This is a genomic window from Delftia sp. 60, from assembly GCF_002754395.1.
Classification (GTDB): domain Bacteria; phylum Pseudomonadota; class Gammaproteobacteria; order Burkholderiales; family Burkholderiaceae_C; genus Comamonas; species Comamonas acidovorans.
On record NZ_PEFD01000001.1, the window covers coordinates 6186459 to 6205580 of the forward strand.

Sequence of the window (19122 nt, forward strand, 5' to 3'; positions counted from 1 at the left end):
TATTTGTTGGCTGATCCAGTCTACAGCCGCCAACGCCTTTGTTCTTACGCTTGTGCCATGCACACAGACAACACCGCCCTTGCAGAGCCGCCAGGCCCGGCCATCGACCTGGACTCGCTCTACGCCGCCCCTGCAGAAAGAATCCAGAAGGCCGTGCGCGACCGCCTGTCCGACTTCCACGAGGCCTATCTGCGCCAGGCCAGCTTCTTTTGCCTGGCCACGGCCGGCGAAAGCGGCCTGGATGCCTCGCCGCGCGGCGGGCCGCCCGGCTTTGTGCAGGTGCTGGACGAGCGCACCGTGGCCTTTGCCGACTGGCCCGGCAACAACCGCATCGAATCCCTGCGCAACCTGCAGGCCGATGACCGCCTGGCCATGCTCTTCCTGTTCCCGGGGCTGGACATCTTCCTGCGCATCAACGGGCGCGGCCGCATCTCCACCGACCCCCATCTGCTGCAGGAGCTGAGCGAAGGCCGGGGCACGCCCAAGACCGCCACCGTGGTCCTGGTCGACGAGGTGCTGCTGCACTGCGGCAAGGCCATCCACCGCTCCGGCCTGTGGAGCCCGTCAAGCCAGCTGGACCGCACCGCCCTGCCCTCCGTGGGCCAGATGATGGCCGCCCTCACGCAGCTGGCCGATGCCACGGCGCCCGCCATGGATGCCGCGCAACAGGAGCAGGCCAACGCCCACTACGCCCATGCGGTCAGGCACGACCTGTACTGATGCCCTGCTTTTCCCAGGAACCATGACATGCTGATCGATACCTCCCGCTTTCCCCTGGTCTACCTGCGCGAACCCGAAGCGCAGGCACCTGCAGACGCAGGCAACGGCAATGACGCATCGGCCGAAGCCCAGATCGAATCCCTGCTCGACCAGGGCCGGCACTTCGTGCTGCTCACCGACCACCTGCCGGGCGACCACCCCGAGGAAAGCCACGAAGAACGCAAGCAGCGCGCCCTGTTCTTCAAGCGCAACCGCGAACGCATGCGCCAGCTGTGCCGGGGCATGGTCGTCATCACGGGCGACCGCGCCGTGCCCGCCGCCCTGCGCCTGGCCGTGCAAGGCATGGGCAAGGCACTGGGCATGCGGGTCGCGTTCGTGCAGGGGGAGGATGAGGCGCAGGTCTGCTCGTGGGAGCTGCTTGGACATGCGTGAAGGCGGGCCAGGCGGAGTGTGGGCACAAACAGACACATCTCCCTACAAGCTCCATACGGGGGAGGCGCATCGATAAAATTATTGGGAATCATTCTCATCCCGCATTCTCATCCCGTTTTCTCCATGCACTCCCCCCTCCACACGCTGACCCCGATCGCCGGGGCCCTGGCCCTTCTTTTGTCTGCTGGCGCCGCATGGGCCCAACCTGCCCCTTCCACGGCAACGGCCGCGCCCGAGCTGGGCACCGTCACCGTGGAGGCCAGCGCCGATGCGTCGGCTGAAGGCCTGTCCAGGCCCTACGCGGGCGGCCAGGTGGCGCGCGGCGGGCGGGCCGGGATTCTGGGCACGCGCGACAACATGGAGACGCCGTTCTCCATCACCAGCTACACCAACGAGCTGATCCAGGACCGCCAGGCCAAGAGCGTGGGCGATGTGCTGCAGAACGATCCTTCCGTGCGCGTGGCGCGCGGCTTCGGCAATTTCCAGGAGTCCTACTTCGTGCGCGGCTTCGTGCTGGGCTCGGACGACGTGGCCTACAACGGCCTGTATGCCCTGCTGCCGCGCCAGTACATCGCCACCGAGCTGTTCGAGCGCGTGGAGCTGTTGCGCGGCGCATCGGCCTTTCTGATGGGCGCCAGCCCCAATGGCGGCGGCCTGGGCGGCAACATCAACCTGCTGCCCAAGCGCGCGGGCACCGATCCGCTGTCGCGCGTGACGGCAGGCATTGCCAGCGGCGGCCAGGCCTTCGTGGCGGCCGACGTGAGCCGGCGCTTCGGCCCCGACCAGGCCACGGGCATCCGCCTGAACGCCGCGCACCGGGGCGGCGATACCGCCATCGACCAGGAAAGCTCCAAGCTCGATCTGCTGTCCGTGGGCATGGACTGGCGCAGCCGCAATGTGCGCCTGTCGGGCGACATCGGCTGGCAGGACAACCGCCTCAAGCGCACGCGCACCAATGTCACGCCGGGCGCAGGGCTGGCGGCCATTCCTGCGGCGCCCGATGCTTCCTCCAACTGGGCCCAGCCCTGGACCTATTCCGACGAGCGAGACCTGTTCGGCACGCTGCGCGGCGAATGGGACATCAACAGCAACGTGACGGCCTGGGCCGCCTACGGCCTGCGCCGCAGCTCCGAAAACAACTCGCTGGCCAACATCACGCTGGCGGCGGCCGGCAATGGCGCGGCCACCACCAGCCGCTTCGACAACGCGCGCAAGGACCGCGTGAGCACGGGCGAGCTGGGCGTGCGCGCACGCCTGAATACGGGCAGCGTGGGCCATGAGATCGTGGCCAGCTACTCGGCCTTCGACCTCAAGGTCTACAACGCCTACGGCATGAGCACCGGCGGGGGCAGCAACACGCTGGCCACCAATCTCTACGACCCGCGCTACTACGCGATCACGCCGCTCAACTACCTGGGCAACGACCTGTCCAACCCCGCCTACAACCGGGGCACGCGCCTGAACAGCTTTGCGCTGGGCGACACGCTGTCGCTGATGGACGGCCGCATGCTGGTGACGGCCGGCGTGCGCCGCCAGACGATAGAGACCGACTCGGTGAGCTACCGCCTCGTCAGCAACGGCGCCGTCACCAGCCAGGGCGGCGTGCGCACGGCCTACGACCAGAGCCGCACCAGCCCGGTGCTGGGCGCGGTGTTCAAGCTCACGCCCCAGGTATCGCTGTACGGCAACTACATCGAGGGACTGGCCCAGGGCGACACGGCGCCGGCCAAGTCGGGCGATACCATCATCGCCAACGCGGGCCAGCAGATGTCGCCCTACGTGACCAAGCAAAAGGAAGTGGGCGTCAAGTACGACGGCGGCAAGCTGGGCGGCGGCCTGGCCTTCTTCTCCACCGACAAGCCGCGCTCGCTGATCGACGGCAACCTCTTCACCTCGGCCGGCAAGGACCGTCACCAGGGCGTGGAATTCAACGTCTTCGGCGAACCCATGCGCGGCCTGCGCCTGCTGGGCGGCGCCACCTGGCTGGACGCTAGGCAGCAAAGCACGGGCCGCGCCACCACCGACGGCAAGCGCGTCATCGGCGTGCCGCGCTTCCAGGCCACAGCGGGCGTGGAATGGGATGTGCCGGGCATCAACGGCCTGGCGCTGGACGGCCGCCTGGTGCACACCGGCGCCAGCTACGCCAACGACGTCAACACCCTGCGCGTGGCCGGATGGAACCGCCTGGACCTGGGCGTGCGCTACATGACCGAAGTGCAGGGCAAGCTGCTCACGCTGCGTCTGCGCGTGGACAACGCGACGGATCGCAACTACTGGGCCTCCGTGGGCGGCTACCCGGGTTCGGGCTACCTGACGGTGGGCGGTCCGCGCACGTTCTCGCTGAGTGCGAGTGTGGATTTCTAATGGCATGCGTGCATGGCCAGAGATGCCATGCACGCAGGTGACTGCCTATCGGTAGTTGGCGAGAGCCTCGCAAGCCTCACTGGCTGCGTTCGTGATGTTTGCCATGTTCACGTGGCACGAACATCAGGAAAAAGCGAACAAAGCCGGAATGCCAGGCTTCAGGCCGCCGCCCGCCCTTAAGTCTCGCGCGGCTTGGTATCCGGCTCCGCGTCCGCCTGCGGGGGCGGCGCACTGACCACGTGCGGCAGCATCACGAGGATGACGATGGCCAGCAGCGTGGCCAGCAGCGCGATGGCCTCGCGCCCCAGGCCGCAGGCCACGCCGATGGCGGCCGTCATCCAGATGCCGGCGGCCGTGGTCAGGCCCTGCACCTGTTCCTCTGAGTGGCGCTTGATGATGGCGCCCGCGCCCAGGAAGCCCACGCCGGCCACCACGCCCTGGATCACGCGGCTCATGTCGGCAATGCCCATGCCACCGCGCTCGGGCACCAGCACGAACAGCGCCGCGCCCATGGCCACCAGCATGTGGGTGCGCAGGCCGGCGGCCTTGCCCTTGTGTTCTCGCTCGTAGCCGACGATGCCGCCCAGCAGGGCCGCCAGCAGCAGGCGCACCATGACGCGCGTGACCTCGGCCGCATCGGGCAGGCTGGAGAATTCCTCGGCCAGGGTGCTGGTTACTTCCTCCCACATGGCGCGTTCCTTTCCTCGGGTTGTGCGTCAGGACTCAGGAAGCGAGCATGGCGTGGCGTGCAGCGCGCCCAGGCCATCGCCCTTCGCCATTGCCTGTCAGCCAAGCGCGCCCGGCTCAGGCGCCTGCGGGCTTGTCCTGGTCCTTGGGGGGTGCAGCCGGCTCTGCGGTGCTGGCAGGTACGCTGGCGGGCTCCGGTTCCGGCGCGGCGGCCGGTGCAGGCTCAGTTGCAGGTGCAGGCTCGGGAGCAGGTGCAGGCACCAGACTCAGCATGTGCTGGGCCAGCGTCTCGTACAGCGGCCGGGCCAGCATGCGCGAGACCAGGCTGGCCAGCATGGCAGCGGCCATGAGGCTGAGCACCATGGAGTGGCCGTCCACCATCTCCATCACGATGATGAAGGCCGTCAGCGGCGCCTGCGTCACGGCGGCCAGGAAGGCGGCCATGCCCATGGCGATGAGGGCGGGCGCGATGTCTGCGCCCATGAGGCCGGCCACGTTGTGGCCCACGCCCGCGCCAATCGACAGCGAGGGCGCGAAGATGCCGCCCGGCACGCCCACCCAGGCCGACAGCCAGGTGGCGATGAACTTCAGGGTGACGTAGAACGAGGGCACGTCGGCCTGGCCCGCCAGCATGTGCTTGACGGCCTCCGAGCCCGCGCCGAAGGTGGCGCCGCCCGTGACCATGCCGATGACGGCGATCACCAGCGCGATCGCCGCCGCGAAGCGGATGGGAAAGCGCGCACGCAGCTGGTTGAGCCGCTCGGGCGTGCGGGTCAGCGAAGCGGCCAGCAGCTTGGCGAACAGGCCTCCCAGCACGCCGCAGGCCAGGGTCACGCACAGGCCGGGCAGCAGCGCGTCCCAGGTCAGGTGGGGCACCTGGATGCGCCCGAAATAGCTGAGGTTGCCGAAGGCCGACACGCCCATCAGGCCGGCCAGCACGATGGCCGCGATGATCAGGCCGCTGGAGCGCGACTCCAGCTTGCGCGACAGCTCCTCGATGGCGAAGACCACGCCCGCCAGCGGCGCGTTGAAGGCCGCCGCAATGCCGGCCGCGCCGCCGGCCACCAGCAGCGCATGGTGGCTGATGCCCGAATGCGGCCCGAACCAGCGCCGCGCATGGTGCATGACACCGGCGGCCACCTGCACCGAAGGCCCCTCGCGCCCGATCGACAGCCCCGCCGCAAAGCCCGCGCTGGCCAGGACCATCTTGGCGAAGGACAGCCACAGCGACACGAAGCGCCCGCGCTGCGCGGGGTCCAGCGCCGGGTCCAGCGTGGCGATCACCTGCGGAATGCCCGACCCCGCCGCGCCCGGCGCCCAGCGCCGCGTGAGCCACACGGCGCCCGCCGTGACGGCAGGCATCCACAGCAGAACGGCCCAGCCGCCCTGCCAGTGGTAGATGCTCTCGAAGAGTTCAAAGCCCGCGTCGGCCATCAGCGTGAAGGCCACCACGCACAGCCCGGCGGCGGCCGCATAGGCCAGCACGATGGTGCGGTCCAGCCAGCGCCTGCCGTCCCGGAATTCCTGGTTCAGGTTGTGGAGGAAGTCGGGTTCTTGCTGCATCGCGTGAAGGGATCGCGTGAAGGAGTCGCGTCAAAGGACCGCGACAGAGGCTTGGCGAAAGCCGTTCATTGTGCCCAAGCTGACCGGCCGCGTATGTCGCCGGCGGCAATGCCTACTTCGCCGCTGCGTTGATGGCCAGGCGCCTCAGCCGCGCCAGCGCAGCGCATCGACCACCAGCGAGAACGCGGGCGAGGGCTGCCTGCGGCTGGGGTAGTACAGGTGGTGGCCGTCGAATCTTGGGCACCAGTCCTCCAACACGCGCTGCAGCTGGCCGCTCTGGATCCAGGGCATGACCTCGTCCTCGGGCAGCAGCGTGATGCCCAGCCCGGCCAGGGACGCATCGATCTGGGGCTGGGTGGTGTTGAAGATCAGCGGCCCGTCCACGCGCACATTCATCTTGCGGCCCCGGCGCTCGAACTCCCACACATACAGGCCGCCCGAGGTCACCATGCGCTGGTTGATGCAGCGGTGCGCCATCAGGTCCTGCGGATTCTTCGGAATGCCGTGCTCCGCGAAATACCCGGGCGAGGACACCACGGCCATGCGCAGCGGCGGGCCGATGGGCACGGCGATCATGTCCTTGTCGATGGTGCTGCCCAGGCGCACGCCGGCGTCGAAGCGCTCGGCCACGATGTCGCGGAATCCGTAGTACACGTCGAATTCCATGCAGATGTCCGGATAGGCGAGCAGCAGCGGCGCCAGCCGGGGCAGCAGGGTGCTTTGCAGCATGTAGTCGCCGCAGGTGATGCGCACCGTGCCGCCGGGCTTGTCGCGCAGCGCGGTCAGGGCGTCGAGTTCGGCCTCGATCTCGTCGAAGCGGTGGCCGATGGCCTGCATCAGCCGCTCGCCCGCCGCCGTGGGCGAGACGCTGCGCGTGGTGCGCGTGAGCAGGCGGATCTGCAGCCGCTCCTCCAGCGCTCGCACGGTCTGGCTCAGCGCCGACTGGGTGACGCCCAGCGCAGCCGCCGCGCGCGTGAAGCTGCCCTCGCGCGCCACGGTGACGAAGGCCAGCAGGTCATTGAGGTTGCGTCTTGCCATGGCTGCAAGCCTAGCGCCATCCATTGATTAGCTGTGCTGATAAGCCCATTAAGCATTGATTAGCTAGTCAGCAGGGCAGGCGGCGGCAAGAATGCCCGCATCCCTTTCCACACCCACCAGGCCTCCCACGAGGAACACCCCATGACCGTCAAAGCCTATGGAGCCCATGCGGGCGACCTGCCCCTGCAATCCCTGGACATCACGCGCCGCGCACCGGGCGCCCACGATGTGCAGATCGAGATCGCCTTCTGCGGCGTCTGCCACTCCGACATCCACCAGGTGCGCTCGGAATGGACGGGCACGCTCTACCCCTGCGTGCCGGGCCACGAGATCGTGGGCCGCGTCTCGGCCGTGGGCGCCCATGTGTCGGGCGTGAAGGCTGGCGATCTGGTCGGCGTGGGCTGCATCGTGGACAGCTGCCGCCATTGCGCGGACTGCGACGAGGGCCTGGAGAACTATTGCGACCACATGGTCGGCACCTACAACGGCCCCACGCCCGATGCGCCCGGCCACACGCTGGGCGGCTACGCGCAGAGCATCGTCGTGCATGAGCGCTATGTGCTGCACATCCGCCACCCCGAGGAGCAGCTGGCCGCCGTGGCGCCGCTGCTGTGCGCGGGCATCACCACCTGGTCGCCGCTGCGCCACTGGGGCGTGGGGCCGGGCCACAAGGTGGGCGTGGTGGGCATTGGCGGCCTGGGCCACATGGGCATCAAGCTGGCCCACGCCATGGGCGCGCATGTGGTGGCCTTCACCACCTCCGAGTCCAAGCGCGAGGCGGCGCGCGCCCTGGGCGCCGACGAAGTGGTGGTCTCGCGCAACGCGGCCGAGATGGCGGCGCACGCCAAGAGCCTGGACTTCATCCTCAACACCGTGGCCGCGCCGCACGATCTGGACGCCTTCTTCACCCTGCTCAAGCGCGACGGCACCATGGCCCTGGTGGGCGCGCCGGCCACGCCCCATCCCTCGCCCCAGGTTTTCAACCTGATCATGAAGCGCCGCAGCCTGGCCGGTTCCATGATCGGCGGCATTCCCGAAACGCAGGAGATGCTGGATTTCTGCGCCCAGCACGGCATCGTGGCCGATATCGAGATGATCCGCGCCGACGAGATCAACGCCGCCTACGAGCGCATGCTGCAGGGCGATGTGAAGTACCGCTTCGTGATCGACAACGCCACGCTGGCAATGACGCCGTGACGGGTCTCAGGCGGCGGCCGGGTGGATGCCCATGGCGGCGATATCGGCTGCCGCCGTGTCCAGCAGCCAGCGGCGGAACTCGGCAAAGCCGGGCCGGGGCCGCCGGTCGCCGGGCACGCACAGGAAATAGCCGCGCTGCAGCGTGACCGGCAGGTCAAAAGGCACCACGACGGTGCCGGCCCGCAGTTCCTCGCGCACCAGGCAGCGCTGCACCAGGGCCAGGCCCATGTCCGCAATCACGGCCTGGATCAGGATGGACACCTGATCGAACGCCGTGGCGAGGTTCGGCGCCTTGCGGCCGGCGCCGGCCGCGCGCAGCCACTGCGTCCAGTTGCCCGGGGCGGTGGTGTGATAGAGCAGCGGCTCGGTGGCCAGATCGCCGGGCTTGCGCCAGGCGCCCTGGGCCAGCCGCTGGGCCATGCGCGCCGGGTGGCAGATGGGCACCATCTCGCGGCCGATGACGTAGTCGCAGCTGCAGTGCGGCCAGTCCTCGGGGCCCAGGCCGGTGAGCACGGCGGCGTCGGGCGTGGGGCCGGTGAAATCCTCGCTCTTGCGGTAGGGCACGAAGTTCACGCGGATGCCGGGGTGCAGCTGCTGGAAGGCGCGCAGGCGCGGAATCAGCCAGGCGCTGGCCAAGGTGGGCACCACCGCCAGGTTCAGCGGCCTGTCGGCCGCGCCCAGGCGCAGGCGGGCGCTGGTTTCCTCGATGGCGGCCAGCGGCTCGCGCACGGCGTCCAGCAGTTCCCGGCCCACGGGCGTGAGGTGCAGGGAATGCGCATTGCGCTTGATCAGCGCCAGGCCGTAGTGCTGCTCCAGCCGTGCCACGGCACGGCTGACCGCGCTCTGGGTGACGCACAGCTCGGCCGCCGCGCGCGAAAAACTGCCCAGCCGCGCCGCCGTGGCGAAGGCATGAAGCTCGGACATCGAAGGCGAGTGCAGACGCATGGAATACAGACCCTGAACGGGCATTGACGGACAGCACAACGGCGCGCCCGAAGCCGGTGCGAGCATGCGCAACAGTCATGCTAGCGGCCAAATTGTCGTTTGGAAGCACGGGCCATGCCACCGACACTTTGTCGTCATGAACACGCCCACATCCCTTCGCTCACCGCTTGGCGCACCGCTTCGTGCACGCCGCAGCACCGTCCTCGCCCTTGGCGCCATCGCCGGCATCGCCCTGCTGGGCGCCACGGCGGCCCGTGCCGAGTTTCCCGACCGGCCCATCCGCCTCATCGTGCCCTTTGCGGCCAGCGGCTCGACCGACCTGGCCGCACGCCTGATCGGCGAATATGCGGCCCGCGAGTTGGGCCAGGCCATCGTGGTGGAAAACCGCGCCGGTGCAGGCGGCTCGCTGGGCATGGAGCAGGTGGCCAAGTCGCGCCCCGACGGCTACACCCTGGGCATGGCCACCATGAGCACGCACGGCTCCAACGCCGCCGCCTACGGCGCCCGCCTCAAGTACGACCCGGTCAAGGACTTCGCCCCCGTCAGCAACGTGGCGACCGTGCCCAGCGTGCTGGCCGTCAACGCCAAATTCCCCGCCAGGACCATGGCCGAGCTGCTGGCCATGGCCAGGAAGGAGCCGGGCAAGATCACCTTCGCCTCGCCCGGCATGGGCTCGCTGGGCCATGCCAACGTGGAGTATTTCTCCAGCCTGGCGAAGATCGAGCTGCTGCACGTTCCCTACAAGGGATCGGGCATGGCGCTCAACGACGCCGTGGCCGGCCAGGTGGATGCGATCACGGACAACCTGCCCTCGGCCCTCACCCACATCCAGGCCGGTCGGCTGCGCGCCCTGGCCGTGCTCTCGGACAAGCGCTCCCCCGCCCTGCCCGACGTGCCCACCTACGGCGAGCTCGGCTTTCCGCAGATGGGCAATGGCGGCTGGTTCGGCATCGTCGCGCCGGCAGGCACGCCGGCGCCGGTGGTGCGCCGGCTCAACCAGGCCATCCATGCGGCCATGAAGCAGCCGGACTTCATCAAGAAGATGGAGGACGCGGGTGCCACCCTCATCCCCAACACGCCGCAACAGTTCCAGACCCAGATCGAGCAGGCCGTGGCGCGCTACGCCGCCGTGGCCAAGGTCGCCAAGATCAGCGCGGAGTGAGATGAAGATGCAGGACACCCTCCAGGACCAGGCCCTGTACGTGCTGCACCCGCCAGAGGGCGCCGCCATACCGCTGGTGTGCGATTCGCCGCACAGCGGTGTGCGCTACCCCGGCGATTTCGGGCACGCCGTGCCGCGCTCCGTGCTGCGTGCGGCCGAGGACACCCATGTCGAGGCCCTGTGGGGCGCCGCGCCCGCAGTCGGCGCCACCCTGGTGGAGGCGCTGTTCCCGCGCAGCTACCTGGACCTGAACCGCACGCTCGACGACATAGACCCGGCCCTGCTGGCCACGCCCTGGCCCACGCCACTGTCGCCCGGGGAGAAGACGCGCATCGGCTCGGGCCTGATCTGGCGCACCGTGAAGAACCAGCCCATCTACGACCGCCTGCTGCCCGTGGACGAGGTGCAGCAGCGCATTGCGCGCTGCTACCAGCCCTACCACCAGGCGCTGGCCCAGGCCGTGGAGGACACGCACCGGCGCTTTGGCGCGGTCTGGCACCTGAACCTGCACTCCATGCCCAACAACGCCTATGAGCGGCTGCAGATCCGCAGCGAGCGGCCTCTGGCCGACTTCGTGCTGGGCGACCGCGACGGCAGCACCTGCGAGCCCGCCTTCGTCGCCCTGGTGGAGGAATACCTGCGCGGCTGCGGCTACACCGTGGCGCGCAACGATCCCTACAAGGGCGTACAGCTGATCGCCAGGATCGGCCAGCCCGCGCTGCAGCGGCACAGCATGCAGATCGAGATCCGCCGGCCCATCTACATGGATGAGGACACGCGCGAGCGCAACGCCGGCTTCGAGGCCGTGCGCCAGGACCTCACGGGGCTGCTCCAGACCATGGCGGCGTACTTCGAGAGCCATGCGTCAGTCCGACCTTCCACGGTCCAGGCGTGAGCCCCTGGTATCCCGCGCCGTGCGCCACTGCAGCGCGCTGCAGTGGCCGTGGCGACGGTGTCCGGCGGTTCAGTCCACCACGAAGAGCCTGGCGCCCTTGGGCGAGCGCGAGCGGTGCGGCTCGGCGTTGTCCGCCACCTGGTAGCTCATGCCGGGCGTCAGCGTGAAGCGGCGGCCGTCCGCCAGTTCGGTCTCCAGCTCGCCTTCCAGGCACAGCAGCACATGGCCCTTGGTGCACCAGTGGTCGGAGACATAGCCGGGCGTGTACTCCACCGTGCGCACGCGGATGTTGCCGAAGTTCTGCGTGCGCCAGAACGCCTGGCCGGCCTCGGCCGAATGCTCGGTGGGCGCCACGGCGGCCCAGTCGGTGGTGTTGAAGGGGATGTTGTCCATCTGCATGGCGGGATTCCTTGATGAAGGGGGTGCACAGCGTGGGGGCCGGCGTCGGCAGCAGCCTCGGCCTCAGCCCCCGCGCCGCAGCAGGTAGATGTCCATGATCCAGCCATGCCGCTCGCGCGCTGCGGCTCGGGCCTGCGCGATGCGCGGGGCGGCCTCGGCCAGCGGGCCGCTGTCCAGCATCTGGCGGTCCATGCCCAGGTAGGCGCCCCACCAGATGTGCAGGCCGGCGTCCATGTCGCTGCCGTCCGAGTCCAGCAGCTCGGTGAAGCTGCACTGCCCGTCCAGCATGACCACGGCCGTGTCCACGCCGGGCGGCCAGCCCTGCTCGCGCAGCTGGCGGCCCGTGGTCACCACGAAGGGCTGGCCTATGCCGTTGAGCGCAATCGCATGCGCGGCGCACAGCACCTGCATGGAGCTGATGCCCGCCACCACGCGCACGCTGTGCGGCGCCGGCTGCATGCGCGCGGCAATGCGCAGCGTGCTGTCGTACAGCGCCGGGTCGCCCCAGACCAGCAGGGCGACCTGCAAGGGCTGGCCGGGGCTGCGCGGCTGCTGCCCCTCGTCCAGGGACCGGGTGATGGCCGCCTGCCAGCAGCGCGTGATGGCCGCATGCCATTCATCGACCTGGGCCAGGTAGTCGTCGCCCAGGCTGCGGCGCACGGGCATGTCGAAGCCTTCGATGCGCGGGCCGGGCGCAGTGAGCACGGCATCGCACAGGTCGCGGCGCAGGGCGGCGAGTTCGGCCTTGTCCTCGCCCTTGTGCGGCAGCAGGATCAGGTCGGCGGCCTGCATGGCGGCCTGGGCTTCGCGCGTGAGGTGGTCGGGGTTGCCCGTGCCGATGCCGATCAGGCTCAGCGCCACGGGCGGCAGGGCCGCGCTCATGGGGCGGGGTTCCCGAGGGGCATGTCGCTCCCGAGGTCGCTCACGGTGTCCCTCAAGGTATCCCTCGCGGTATCCAGCGCGGCATTCGCATGCACATCGGTGGCGGGAAAGCGCGGCTCGGTGCCCAGCGGGCGGTAGCGGCGGTCGTAGTCGGCCGCGTAGAGGCGGCTTTCGCCGAAGTCCTCGGCCTGCAGGCTGCGGCCCACCAGGATCAGGGCCGTGCGCTCCATGTGGGTGGCCACGGCCTCGGTCAGGCTGCCGACCGTGGTGCGCACCACGGTTTCGTCAGGCCAGCTGGCGCGCCAGACGATGGCCACGGGGCAGTCGGCGCCGTAGTGCGGCAGCAGCTCGGACTGCACCTTGGCGGCCACATGGATGGACAGATGGATGGCCAGCACGGCGCCCGTGGCCGCGAAGGCGGCCAGGTTCTCGCCCTCGGGCATGGCCGTGGCGCGGCCCGAGGTGCGCGTCAGCACCACGGACTGGCACAGGCCGGGCAGGGTCAGCTCCGCGCCCAGCGTGGCGGCGGCGGCCGCGAACGAGGGCACGCCGGGCGTGACGGTGTAGGCAATGCCGGCCTCGCGCAGGCGGCGCAGTTGCTCGCCCATGGCCGACCAGACGGACAGGTCGCCCGAGTGCAGGCGCGCCACGTCTTCGCCACGCGCCTCGGCGGCCTGGATCTCGGCCACGATGTCGTCCAGGCTCATGGATGCGGTGTTGACGATGCGCGCGCCCGGCCGGCAGTGCGCCAGCAGCTCGCGCGGTATCAGCGAGCCTGCGTACAGGCAGACCGGGCAGGCCGCCATGAGGTCGCGCCCGCGCACGGTGATCAGGTCGGCGGCGCCGGGGCCGGCGCCGATGAAATGCACGGTCATGCCGTTGCTCCTTGGTTCTTGGCCTGGCTGGCGTGGGCCAGGCAACAGTTCAGAGGTCCGCCCTGGCCCACGGCCAGGGCCAGGGTGGCGCTGCCATCGTCCGCGACCAGGCGGGTCACGCTCAGGGCGGAGTGCGGGCCTGCGGCGGCCAGCGCCGCCGCCTCGGCCACGCTGCCCGTGCCATAGCGCGCCAGCATGCGCGGCGACTGCGTGACCACGGGCTGCCCGGGCAGTTGCCCTGGCGGCACGCGCACCAGAACGGCGGTGGGCACGACAGCCGCCATCCAGGCGGCCAGCGCCGGATGGCCGGCCTTGGTGTCCAGCACGGCCACGGCGCAGATGGGCTGGGGAGCGCAGGCGCCTGCGTCTGCGCTTTCCGGCAGCTGCGCCTGGGCCCGCTGCCACAGCGCCTGCAGCGCATGGGGCAGTGCGTCGGTGTGCAGGCCCAGGCCCAGCACGCCGCAGCGGTGGGGGATGGTTTCGTCCGGGTTCACCGCTGCCAGCTCCACTGCACCAGCGGCCGCGCAGCCTTCCAGCTGCGCATGCGGCCCAGCGGCTCGGCGCTGGAAATCTCCAGCCGCAGCAGCTGGCCGCCGTGCTCGGCCTGCAGTTGCACCAGCAGGGCCTCGGTCTCCAGCGTCACGGCATTGACCACCAGGCGGCAGCCTGCGGGCATGAGGGCCTGCAGGCATTCGAACAGGGCCGCGTCAAAGCCGCCGCCCACGAACACGGCCTGGGGCCGGGCCAGCACCTGCAGCCCGGCCAGCGCCTCGGGCGCCACGCCCTGCACCACGCGCAGGCGCGCCAGCAGGCCGAAGCGCCGGGCGTTGTGGCGGATGTTGTCCGCACGCGCCGCATGCTGCTCCAGGCTGATGGCCGAGCCACCGGCCAGGCACCACTCCACGGCCACCGAGCCCGAGCCGCCGCCCACATCCCACAGGCATTCGCCGTGGCGCGGCGCAAGAGCCGCCAGGGTCAGCGCGCGGGCCGGGGCCTTGGTGATCTGGCCGTCGTTGGCGTACCAGTGGTTGGGCCGGCCCGGCACCAGCGGCAGGGCCGCGCCGCCCTGGGCGAGCACGGCCACGGCCACGGGCGCGCAGGCAGGGTCGGCGGCCAGGGCCTGGGCGGCTTCGGCGGCGCGCCATGCGCGGCGGCGCTCGCGCGGGCCGCCCACGGATTCCATGACCTCCAGGCGGCTGTCGCCCCAGCCTTCCTGCACCAGCCAGTCCGCCAGTGCGGCCACGGCGGCGCCATCGCGCAGCAGCACCAGCGACTGGCGGCCTGGCGACAGGTGCGGCAGCAGCTGCTCCACGTGGCCGGCGTGCAGGCCCAGGCAGACCGTGTCTTCCAGCTTCCAGCCCAGGCGGGACGCCAGCAGCGAAAATGTCGAGGGTTGGGCGTGGCAGCGCCACTCCTGCGGCGCCAGATGCGCCGCCAGGCTGCCGCCCGCCCCGAACCAGAACGGATCGCCCGACGCCAGCACCACCGTGGGCCGGCCACGGCAAGCCAGCACGGGCGCCAGGTCAAAGGGCACGGGCCAAGGCCGTCCACGCTCGCCGGCCTGGGCCAGCGCCAGGTGGCGCGGCCCGCCGAAGACGGTCTCGGCCGCGTCCAGCGCGCGCAGCGCGGCGGGTGCGAGGCCGTCCAGGCCGTCTTCGTTCAGGCCCACCAATGTCAACCAGGGATCAGTCATGCCCCATGTTCTCCTGCTGGGCGGCACCAGCGGCGCCAGCCAGCTGGCCCAGGCCCTGCACCGCGCCGGCATTGCCGCCGTGTTCTCGTATGCGGGCGTCACGCAGTCGCCCGTGGCCCAGCCCCTGCCCACCCGCGTGGGCGGGTTTGGCGGCGCGCAGGGCCTGGCGCAATTCCTGCGCGGGCAGGCCATCAGCCATGTGGTCGATGCCACCCACCCGTTTGCCGCGCAGATGAGCCGCAATGCCTGCCAGGCCTGCGCCGCCACCGGCACGCCGCTGCTGGCGCTGGAGCGCGAGCCCTGGCAGGCCAGTGCCGGCGACGCCTGGATCGACGTGCCCGACATGCAAGCCGCCGCTGCCGCCCTGCCCCAGGCAGCCGCCCGGGTGTTTCTGGCCGTGGGCCGCAAGCAGCTTGCGGCCTTTGCGGGCCAGCCGCAGCACCACTATCTGCTGCGCCTGGTCGATGCGCCCGAGCCCGGCAGCCTGCCCCTGCCCCACACCACGGTGGTTCTGGGGCGTGGGCCTTTCAGCGCGGACGACGATGAAGCCTTGCTGCGCACGCACGGCATCGAATGGCTGGTGGCCAAGAACGCAGGCGGCGAGGCCACGCGCGGCAAGCTCGATGCCGCACGCGCCCTGGGCCTGCCCGTGGTGATGGTGCAGCGCCCGGCGCTGCCGCAGCGCCAGCGCACCGGGTCGGTGGCTGCGGTGCTGCACTGGATTGCTCATGGCGTGCTGCCGACGGAGCCGACAGCACCGCCCGCGCCGCCATCCATGCCGTAGTGGCGTGGCGTGTAGACCCAGCGGCCCACGCGGCGCGTGGCGCTGTTGCCCACCAGGACTACGGTGCGCATGTCGGCCATCTCGGGCGTGGCCTCGGCCAGCGTGCATACGTGCAAGTGTTCCTCGGGCGTGGACACGGCGCGCGCGAACACCAGCAGGCGCTGCGGCTCGCAGCGGGTGCGCAGCAGCTGCAGCAGGCGCACAAAGCCTTCGGGCCGGCTCTTGGAGCGCGGGTTGTAGAAAGCCATGGCGAAGTCGGCCTCGGCCGCCAGTTCCACGCGCCGCGCGATCACCGGCCAGGGCTTGAGGTTGTCCGAGAGATTGATGCAGCAAAAGTCATGGCCCAGCGGCGCACCGGCCCGCGCGGCGGCCGCCAGCATGGCGGTGATGCCGGGCAGCACCTGGATATCGAGCGCCTGCCAGGCGGCGGCCTGCACCGCATCGGCAGATTCCATGGCCTCAAACACGGCCGACGCCATGGCGAACACGCCCGGGTCGCCCGAGGACGCCACGACCACCTGCCGCCCCTGCGCGGCCAGCGCCAGCGCCTGGCGCGCACGCTCCAGCTCCACACGGTTGTCCGAGGCATGCCAGGCCACTGCCTGGCCCTGACCCGCCTGCGCCAGCAGGGCCTGCGCGCGAGACACATAGGGCAGGTAGCCGACCACATCGTCGGCCGCGAGCAAGGCGGCTGCGGCTTCGGGCGTGATCTGGTCCAGTGCGCCCGGGCCCAGCCCCACCACCGTCAGGCGGCCGGCGCTCACCATGCGGCCTCCGGCCGGCGGCCCTGGCCGTGCACGAGCACGATGGCGAAATAGGGGCAGGCGTCGTCGGACACATCGCCCAGGCGCGCGACCTGCTCGCTGTCCGTGGTGCCGTTCTGCACCAGCCAGGCGGCGTCAAGCCGGCCCGTGCGCTGCAGTGCGCGGCGGATGCGCGGCAGGTTGCGGCCGACCTTCATGACGACCAGGGCCTCGGCCGTCTGCATGCGGCGCACCAGTTCGTCTTCCGACAGGGTGCCGGTCATCACGCTGAGCACATCGTCGCCCCAGGTGATGGGCTCGCCCGTGGCGTGCCAGCAGCCCACCATGCCGGGAATGCCGGGCACCACGTCCAGCGGCACCTGGCCGCGTTCGCGCAGCCGGGTGTAGAGATGCATGAAGGAGCCGTAGAGGAAGGGGTCGCCCTCGCACAGCACCACCACCTGCCCGGTCTGCGCCAGCGCTTCCAGGCGCAGGCACCAGTCGTCGTAGAAGCGCGCCAGCAGGTCCACATAGGCGGGGCTGTCCACGGGCAGCTCGGTGGTCACCGGGTATTCCATGGCGTGCTCGGCAGCGCCTTGGGCCAGCAGGCCGTCCACCAGTTGGCGGGCCTTGCCGGGCCGGCCCTTCTTGCGGAAGAACGCCACCTGGCGGGCGCCGCGCACCAGGCGGTCGGCCTTGACGCTCATGAGCTCGGGGTCGCCCGGGCCCAGGCCCACGCAGACAATGCCGGGCCCGCCCTGGCTGGGACGCGGCTGCCTACTCGACATGGCTGGCCAGTGCGTTGATGGCGGCCACGGTGATGGCCGAGCCGCCCAGGCGGCCATGCACGGCCATGCAGGGAACGGGCAGGTCCTGCATCAGCGCCTGCTTGGATTCCATGGCGCCCACAAAGCCCACGGGGCAGCCGATGATGGCGGCCGGCCGGGGGCAGGCCGGGTCCTGCAGCATGTTGAGCAGGTGGAACAAGGCCGTGGGCGCATTGCCGATGGCCACCACGGCCCCGGCCAGGTGCGGGCGCCACAGCTCCAGCGCGGCGGCGCTGCGCGTGTTGCCCATGTCACGGGCCAGCGCGGGCACGCGCTCGTCCTGCAGCGTGCAGATGATGGGGTTGGCGGCGGGCAGGCGCGAGCGCGTGATGCCCTCGCTGACCATGCGCACGTCGCACAGCACGGGCGCGCCGTTTTGCAGGGCCTGCGCGGCGGCCTCGGCCATGCCGGGCGAGAAGGCCACGTGCGGGGCCAGCTCCACCAGGCCGGCGGCGTGGATCATGCGCACCACCACGCGTTCCTCGACAGGCGTGAAGCGTTCCAGCGCCGCCTCGCGGCGGATGGTGGCAAAGGACTGCCGGTAGATCTCGGCGCCATCGGTTTCGTAGCGGTGCAGCATTATTCTTTTGAAAACAGCAATCCCGGATTGTCTCGCACCGAGGCCAGGGTCCGCTGCTCCTGCGCCCTATCCCCGGCACGGCCGTGGCGCACTACGGAATAGACAGGGCCTTCGCCCTCGTCTTGACCTTCGGCCCGCAGCACCACCGTGGCCGGCGCCTGCCGCGCGCAGCCCTTGGCGCATCCGGTCACATGCAGGTGCGCGCCGTGGGGCACCTGCGGCGCCAGCTCAAGAGCCAATGTCTGCGTGGGACCCAGGGCCTGGGTGCAGCCCGGCGCGCCGGTACAGGCGGATACGCGCAGGCGCGGGTCATGGGCGTGGGTGATCCAGTCAGCGGCGTTGTCCAGCCCTGCAGCCGCCCACCAGCGGGGCAGGGCGGCGCCAGCTTCTGCGTCTTCGTCTTCCACCAGCAGCATGCGCCAGGGTGTCACACGCAAAAAAGCCTGCTCAGGCAAGGCGCGCAGCAGCCGCGCCAGCGCCACGGCCGGCAAGCGGCCCAGCGGCGCGCCCAGCAGCCAGCCCACGCCGGGCACGGCACCGGGCGCCGGCCCTTCGCCGTGGGCCGGGGTTTCTGTCTCCACCCAGTCCAGTCCGGGGGGCGGCTGCAGTTGCGCCGCCACCGCGGCCATGCGCCCGGGCCGCAAGCCCTGGGCGCGGCGAAGGGAGGCCTGACCGGCAAACCAGCGCGCCAGCGCCAGGCCTGCGGCCACGGCCTGGCGGGCATCGGCCACGGCCAGCGCCTGCTGCCGTCCATCGGGCTGCACCTGCCAGCCGGTGGAGGTGCGCTGCAGGCGGATATCGGCGGACACGCCCGCCAGCCGGCCCGGCGCGCCTTCCACCGACCAGCCGAACTTGGCCGGCAGGCCCGCCAGATCCTCGGCCGCATCCAGTACCTGCTGCAGGGCCTGGCCCAGCGCATGGACCGACTCCTGCGGCCGGCACAGCGGGTCGATCACCAGGTTGCGGCGGCGCTCGCGGCCCGCGTCGGCGTCCAGCAGGCCCACGGCCGCCAGGGCGCGCAGCACGGCGGCGTGCCGCCCGGGCGCAATGCCGCGCAACTGCACATTGGCGCGGCTGGACAGCTCCAGCGCGCCGTTGCCATGCACCCAGGCCAGGCGCGCCAGCCGCCGCGCCTGGGCCACCGCCAGGCGGCCCAGCGGCGGGCGCACGCGCAGCACCAGCCCATCGCCGGAGGCCATGGGCTGCCAGGCGCCGGGGCACCAGCCTTGGATGTGGGGAGGGGTATGCATGGGGTAGGGGCCCCGACTGTAGCGCCGGCGCACCCGGCATCCCAGGTGCAAGACCCGCATGCGTTCATGAAATGCGGACTTTCTTG

The 19122-nt window shown here is 70.8% G+C and carries 20 protein-coding genes; 7 read left to right on the forward strand and 13 right to left on the reverse strand.

Annotated elements, in window-relative coordinates; all coding sequences use genetic code 11:
• Positions 1-57: 57 nt before the first annotated feature.
• The 3 genes from CLV01_RS27785 to CLV01_RS27795 all read left to right on the forward strand — a co-directional run bounded on the left by CLV01_RS27785 (position 58) and on the right by CLV01_RS27795 (position 3516).
• Positions 58-720 (forward strand): MSMEG_1061 family FMN-dependent PPOX-type flavoprotein, encoded by a 663-nt coding sequence (locus tag CLV01_RS27785; RefSeq protein WP_099732722.1) that lies wholly within the window; start codon positions 58-60, stop codon positions 718-720.
• A 27-nt stretch (positions 721-747) separates the two neighbouring features.
• A complete protein-coding gene (locus tag CLV01_RS27790; RefSeq protein WP_099732721.1) occupies positions 748-1152 on the forward strand; it encodes a hypothetical protein in 405 nt (134 codons plus the stop codon).
• Between the two features lie 123 nt (positions 1153-1275).
• A complete protein-coding gene (locus CLV01_RS27795) occupies positions 1276-3516 on the forward strand; it encodes a TonB-dependent receptor (RefSeq protein ID WP_099732720.1) in 2241 nt (746 codons plus the stop codon).
• Between the two features lie 176 nt (positions 3517-3692).
• Here the strand turns inward: CLV01_RS27795 and CLV01_RS27800 are convergent, their stop codons facing one another.
• From CLV01_RS27800 to CLV01_RS27810, 3 genes are all read right to left on the reverse strand, one after another.
• The gene (locus CLV01_RS27800; RefSeq protein WP_012207634.1) at positions 3693-4205 is read right to left on the reverse strand and encodes an MgtC/SapB family protein; all 513 of its coding nucleotides are present in this window, start codon (positions 4203-4205) and stop codon (positions 3693-3695) included.
• A 115-nt stretch (positions 4206-4320) separates the two neighbouring features.
• Positions 4321-5766: a chloride channel protein gene (locus CLV01_RS27805; protein WP_099732719.1), complete on the reverse strand. Its 1446-nt coding sequence runs from the start codon at positions 5764-5766 to the stop codon at positions 4321-4323.
• A gap of 144 nt (positions 5767-5910) precedes the next feature.
• The gene (locus CLV01_RS27810) at positions 5911-6804 is read right to left on the reverse strand and encodes a LysR family transcriptional regulator (RefSeq protein ID WP_013800520.1); all 894 of its coding nucleotides are present in this window, start codon (positions 6802-6804) and stop codon (positions 5911-5913) included.
• 141 nt (positions 6805-6945) lie between these two features.
• Between CLV01_RS27810 and CLV01_RS27815 the strand changes: the two genes are divergently transcribed.
• Positions 6946-8001, forward strand: coding sequence for an NAD(P)-dependent alcohol dehydrogenase (locus tag CLV01_RS27815; protein WP_099732718.1), 1056 nt, complete (start codon positions 6946-6948; stop codon positions 7999-8001).
• 6 nt (positions 8002-8007) lie between these two features.
• On the opposite strand, the gene CLV01_RS27820 is transcribed toward CLV01_RS27815, so the two are convergent.
• Complete coding sequence (locus CLV01_RS27820; RefSeq protein ID WP_013800518.1) at positions 8008-8946, reverse strand: LysR substrate-binding domain-containing protein; 939 nt, start codon at positions 8944-8946, stop codon at positions 8008-8010.
• Between the two features lie 136 nt (positions 8947-9082).
• Here CLV01_RS27820 and CLV01_RS27825 point away from each other — a divergent pair, with 136 nt between their 5' ends.
• Together CLV01_RS27825 and CLV01_RS27830 are read left to right on the forward strand one after the other, a co-directional pair.
• Positions 9083-10108: a Bug family tripartite tricarboxylate transporter substrate binding protein gene (locus tag CLV01_RS27825; protein ID WP_013800517.1), complete on the forward strand. Its 1026-nt coding sequence runs from the start codon at positions 9083-9085 to the stop codon at positions 10106-10108.
• 7 nt (positions 10109-10115) lie between these two features.
• Positions 10116-11003: an N-formylglutamate amidohydrolase gene (locus tag CLV01_RS27830; protein WP_099735036.1), complete on the forward strand. Its 888-nt coding sequence runs from the start codon at positions 10116-10118 to the stop codon at positions 11001-11003.
• Positions 11004-11072: 69 nt separating this feature from the next.
• Here CLV01_RS27830 and CLV01_RS27835 read toward each other — a convergent pair whose 3' ends face one another.
• From CLV01_RS27835 to cbiE, 5 genes are all read right to left on the reverse strand, one after another.
• Entirely contained in the window at positions 11073-11402 is a 330-nt protein-coding gene (locus CLV01_RS27835) for a DHCW motif cupin fold protein (protein ID WP_013800515.1), read from the reverse strand.
• Between the two features lie 63 nt (positions 11403-11465).
• On the reverse strand, positions 11466-12284 hold the full coding sequence (gene cobF / locus CLV01_RS27840) for a precorrin-6A synthase (deacetylating) (RefSeq protein ID WP_099732717.1): 819 nt from the start codon (positions 12282-12284) through the stop codon (positions 11466-11468).
• The gene (gene cobM / locus CLV01_RS27845) at positions 12281-13159 is read right to left on the reverse strand and encodes a precorrin-4 C(11)-methyltransferase (RefSeq protein WP_099732716.1); all 879 of its coding nucleotides are present in this window, start codon (positions 13157-13159) and stop codon (positions 12281-12283) included. Before cobM ends, cobF begins: the two co-directional genes overlap by 4 nt.
• Positions 13156-13653: a cobalamin biosynthesis protein gene (locus CLV01_RS27850; protein ID WP_099735035.1), complete on the reverse strand. Its 498-nt coding sequence runs from the start codon at positions 13651-13653 to the stop codon at positions 13156-13158. Before CLV01_RS27850 ends, cobM begins: the two co-directional genes overlap by 4 nt.
• Positions 13650-14852 carry a precorrin-6y C5,15-methyltransferase (decarboxylating) subunit CbiE gene (gene cbiE / locus CLV01_RS27855; protein ID WP_180288462.1) on the reverse strand — a complete coding sequence of 401 codons (1203 nt, stop codon included), beginning with the start codon at positions 14850-14852 and terminating at the stop codon, positions 13650-13652. Before cbiE ends, CLV01_RS27850 begins: the two co-directional genes overlap by 4 nt.
• On the opposite strand from cbiE, the gene CLV01_RS27860 reads away from it, so the two are divergent.
• Entirely contained in the window at positions 14851-15636 is a 786-nt protein-coding gene (locus tag CLV01_RS27860; protein ID WP_099732715.1) for a cobalt-precorrin-6A reductase, read from the forward strand. The two genes, cbiE and CLV01_RS27860, sit on opposite strands and share 2 nt — an antisense overlap.
• Here the strand turns inward: CLV01_RS27860 and cobJ are convergent.
• Genes cobJ through cobG form a run of 4 tightly spaced genes read right to left on the reverse strand, consistent with a single transcriptional unit; the run spans position 15579 to position 19036 of the window.
• Entirely contained in the window at positions 15579-16403 is an 825-nt protein-coding gene (gene cobJ / locus CLV01_RS27865; protein ID WP_099732714.1) for a precorrin-3B C(17)-methyltransferase, read from the reverse strand. The genes CLV01_RS27860 and cobJ overlap by 58 nt on opposite strands.
• Positions 16397-17167, reverse strand: a complete 771-nt coding sequence (gene cobI, locus CLV01_RS27870; RefSeq protein WP_013800508.1) for a precorrin-2 C(20)-methyltransferase — start codon at positions 17165-17167, stop codon at positions 16397-16399. Before cobI ends, cobJ begins: the two co-directional genes overlap by 7 nt.
• Positions 17157-17786, reverse strand: a complete 630-nt coding sequence (locus CLV01_RS27875; protein ID WP_013800507.1) for a precorrin-8X methylmutase — start codon at positions 17784-17786, stop codon at positions 17157-17159. Before CLV01_RS27875 ends, cobI begins: the two co-directional genes overlap by 11 nt.
• Positions 17786-19036 (reverse strand): precorrin-3B synthase, encoded by a 1251-nt coding sequence (cobG, locus tag CLV01_RS27880; RefSeq protein WP_099732713.1) that lies wholly within the window; start codon positions 19034-19036, stop codon positions 17786-17788. The genes CLV01_RS27875 and cobG overlap by 1 nt, the downstream gene beginning before the upstream one ends.
• Between the last annotated feature and the right edge of the window lie 86 nt (positions 19037-19122).

What these genes read in the sequence shown, in the direction of transcription:
- CLV01_RS27835 (WP_013800515.1), bottom strand. Translation starts at nt 11,402, where the DNA reads ATGCAGATGGACAACATCCCCTTCAACACCACCGACTGGGCCGCCGTG.
- cobM (WP_099732716.1), bottom strand. Translation starts at nt 13,159, where the DNA reads ATGACCGTGCATTTCATCGGCGCCGGCCCCGGCGCCGCCGACCTGATC.
- CLV01_RS27820 (WP_013800518.1), bottom strand. Translation starts at nt 8,946, where the DNA reads ATGCGTCTGCACTCGCCTTCGATGTCCGAGCTTCATGCCTTCGCCACG.
- CLV01_RS27800 (WP_012207634.1), bottom strand. Translation starts at nt 4,205, where the DNA reads ATGTGGGAGGAAGTAACCAGCACCCTGGCCGAGGAATTCTCCAGCCTG.
- cbiE (WP_180288462.1), bottom strand. Translation starts at nt 14,852, where the DNA reads ATGACTGATCCCTGGTTGACATTGGTGGGCCTGAACGAAGACGGCCTG.
- CLV01_RS27875 (WP_013800507.1), bottom strand. Translation starts at nt 17,786, where the DNA reads ATGCTGCACCGCTACGAAACCGATGGCGCCGAGATCTACCGGCAGTCC.
- CLV01_RS27790 (WP_099732721.1), top strand. Translation starts at nt 748, where the DNA reads ATGCTGATCGATACCTCCCGCTTTCCCCTGGTCTACCTGCGCGAACCC.
- cobG (WP_099732713.1), bottom strand. Translation starts at nt 19,036, where the DNA reads ATGCATACCCCTCCCCACATCCAAGGCTGGTGCCCCGGCGCCTGGCAG.
- CLV01_RS27825 (WP_013800517.1), top strand. Translation starts at nt 9,083, where the DNA reads ATGAACACGCCCACATCCCTTCGCTCACCGCTTGGCGCACCGCTTCGT.
- CLV01_RS27860 (WP_099732715.1), top strand. Translation starts at nt 14,851, where the DNA reads ATGCCCCATGTTCTCCTGCTGGGCGGCACCAGCGGCGCCAGCCAGCTG.
- cobJ (WP_099732714.1), bottom strand. Translation starts at nt 16,403, where the DNA reads ATGGTGAGCGCCGGCCGCCTGACGGTGGTGGGGCTGGGCCCGGGCGCA.
- CLV01_RS27815 (WP_099732718.1), top strand. Translation starts at nt 6,946, where the DNA reads ATGACCGTCAAAGCCTATGGAGCCCATGCGGGCGACCTGCCCCTGCAA.
- CLV01_RS27805 (WP_099732719.1), bottom strand. Translation starts at nt 5,766, where the DNA reads ATGCAGCAAGAACCCGACTTCCTCCACAACCTGAACCAGGAATTCCGG.
- CLV01_RS27785 (WP_099732722.1), top strand. Translation starts at nt 58, where the DNA reads ATGCACACAGACAACACCGCCCTTGCAGAGCCGCCAGGCCCGGCCATC.
- CLV01_RS27810 (WP_013800520.1), bottom strand. Translation starts at nt 6,804, where the DNA reads ATGGCAAGACGCAACCTCAATGACCTGCTGGCCTTCGTCACCGTGGCG.
- cobF (WP_099732717.1), bottom strand. Translation starts at nt 12,284, where the DNA reads ATGAGCGCGGCCCTGCCGCCCGTGGCGCTGAGCCTGATCGGCATCGGC.
- CLV01_RS27830 (WP_099735036.1), top strand. Translation starts at nt 10,116, where the DNA reads ATGCAGGACACCCTCCAGGACCAGGCCCTGTACGTGCTGCACCCGCCA.
- CLV01_RS27795 (WP_099732720.1), top strand. Translation starts at nt 1,276, where the DNA reads ATGCACTCCCCCCTCCACACGCTGACCCCGATCGCCGGGGCCCTGGCC.
- cobI (WP_013800508.1), bottom strand. Translation starts at nt 17,167, where the DNA reads ATGTCGAGTAGGCAGCCGCGTCCCAGCCAGGGCGGGCCCGGCATTGTC.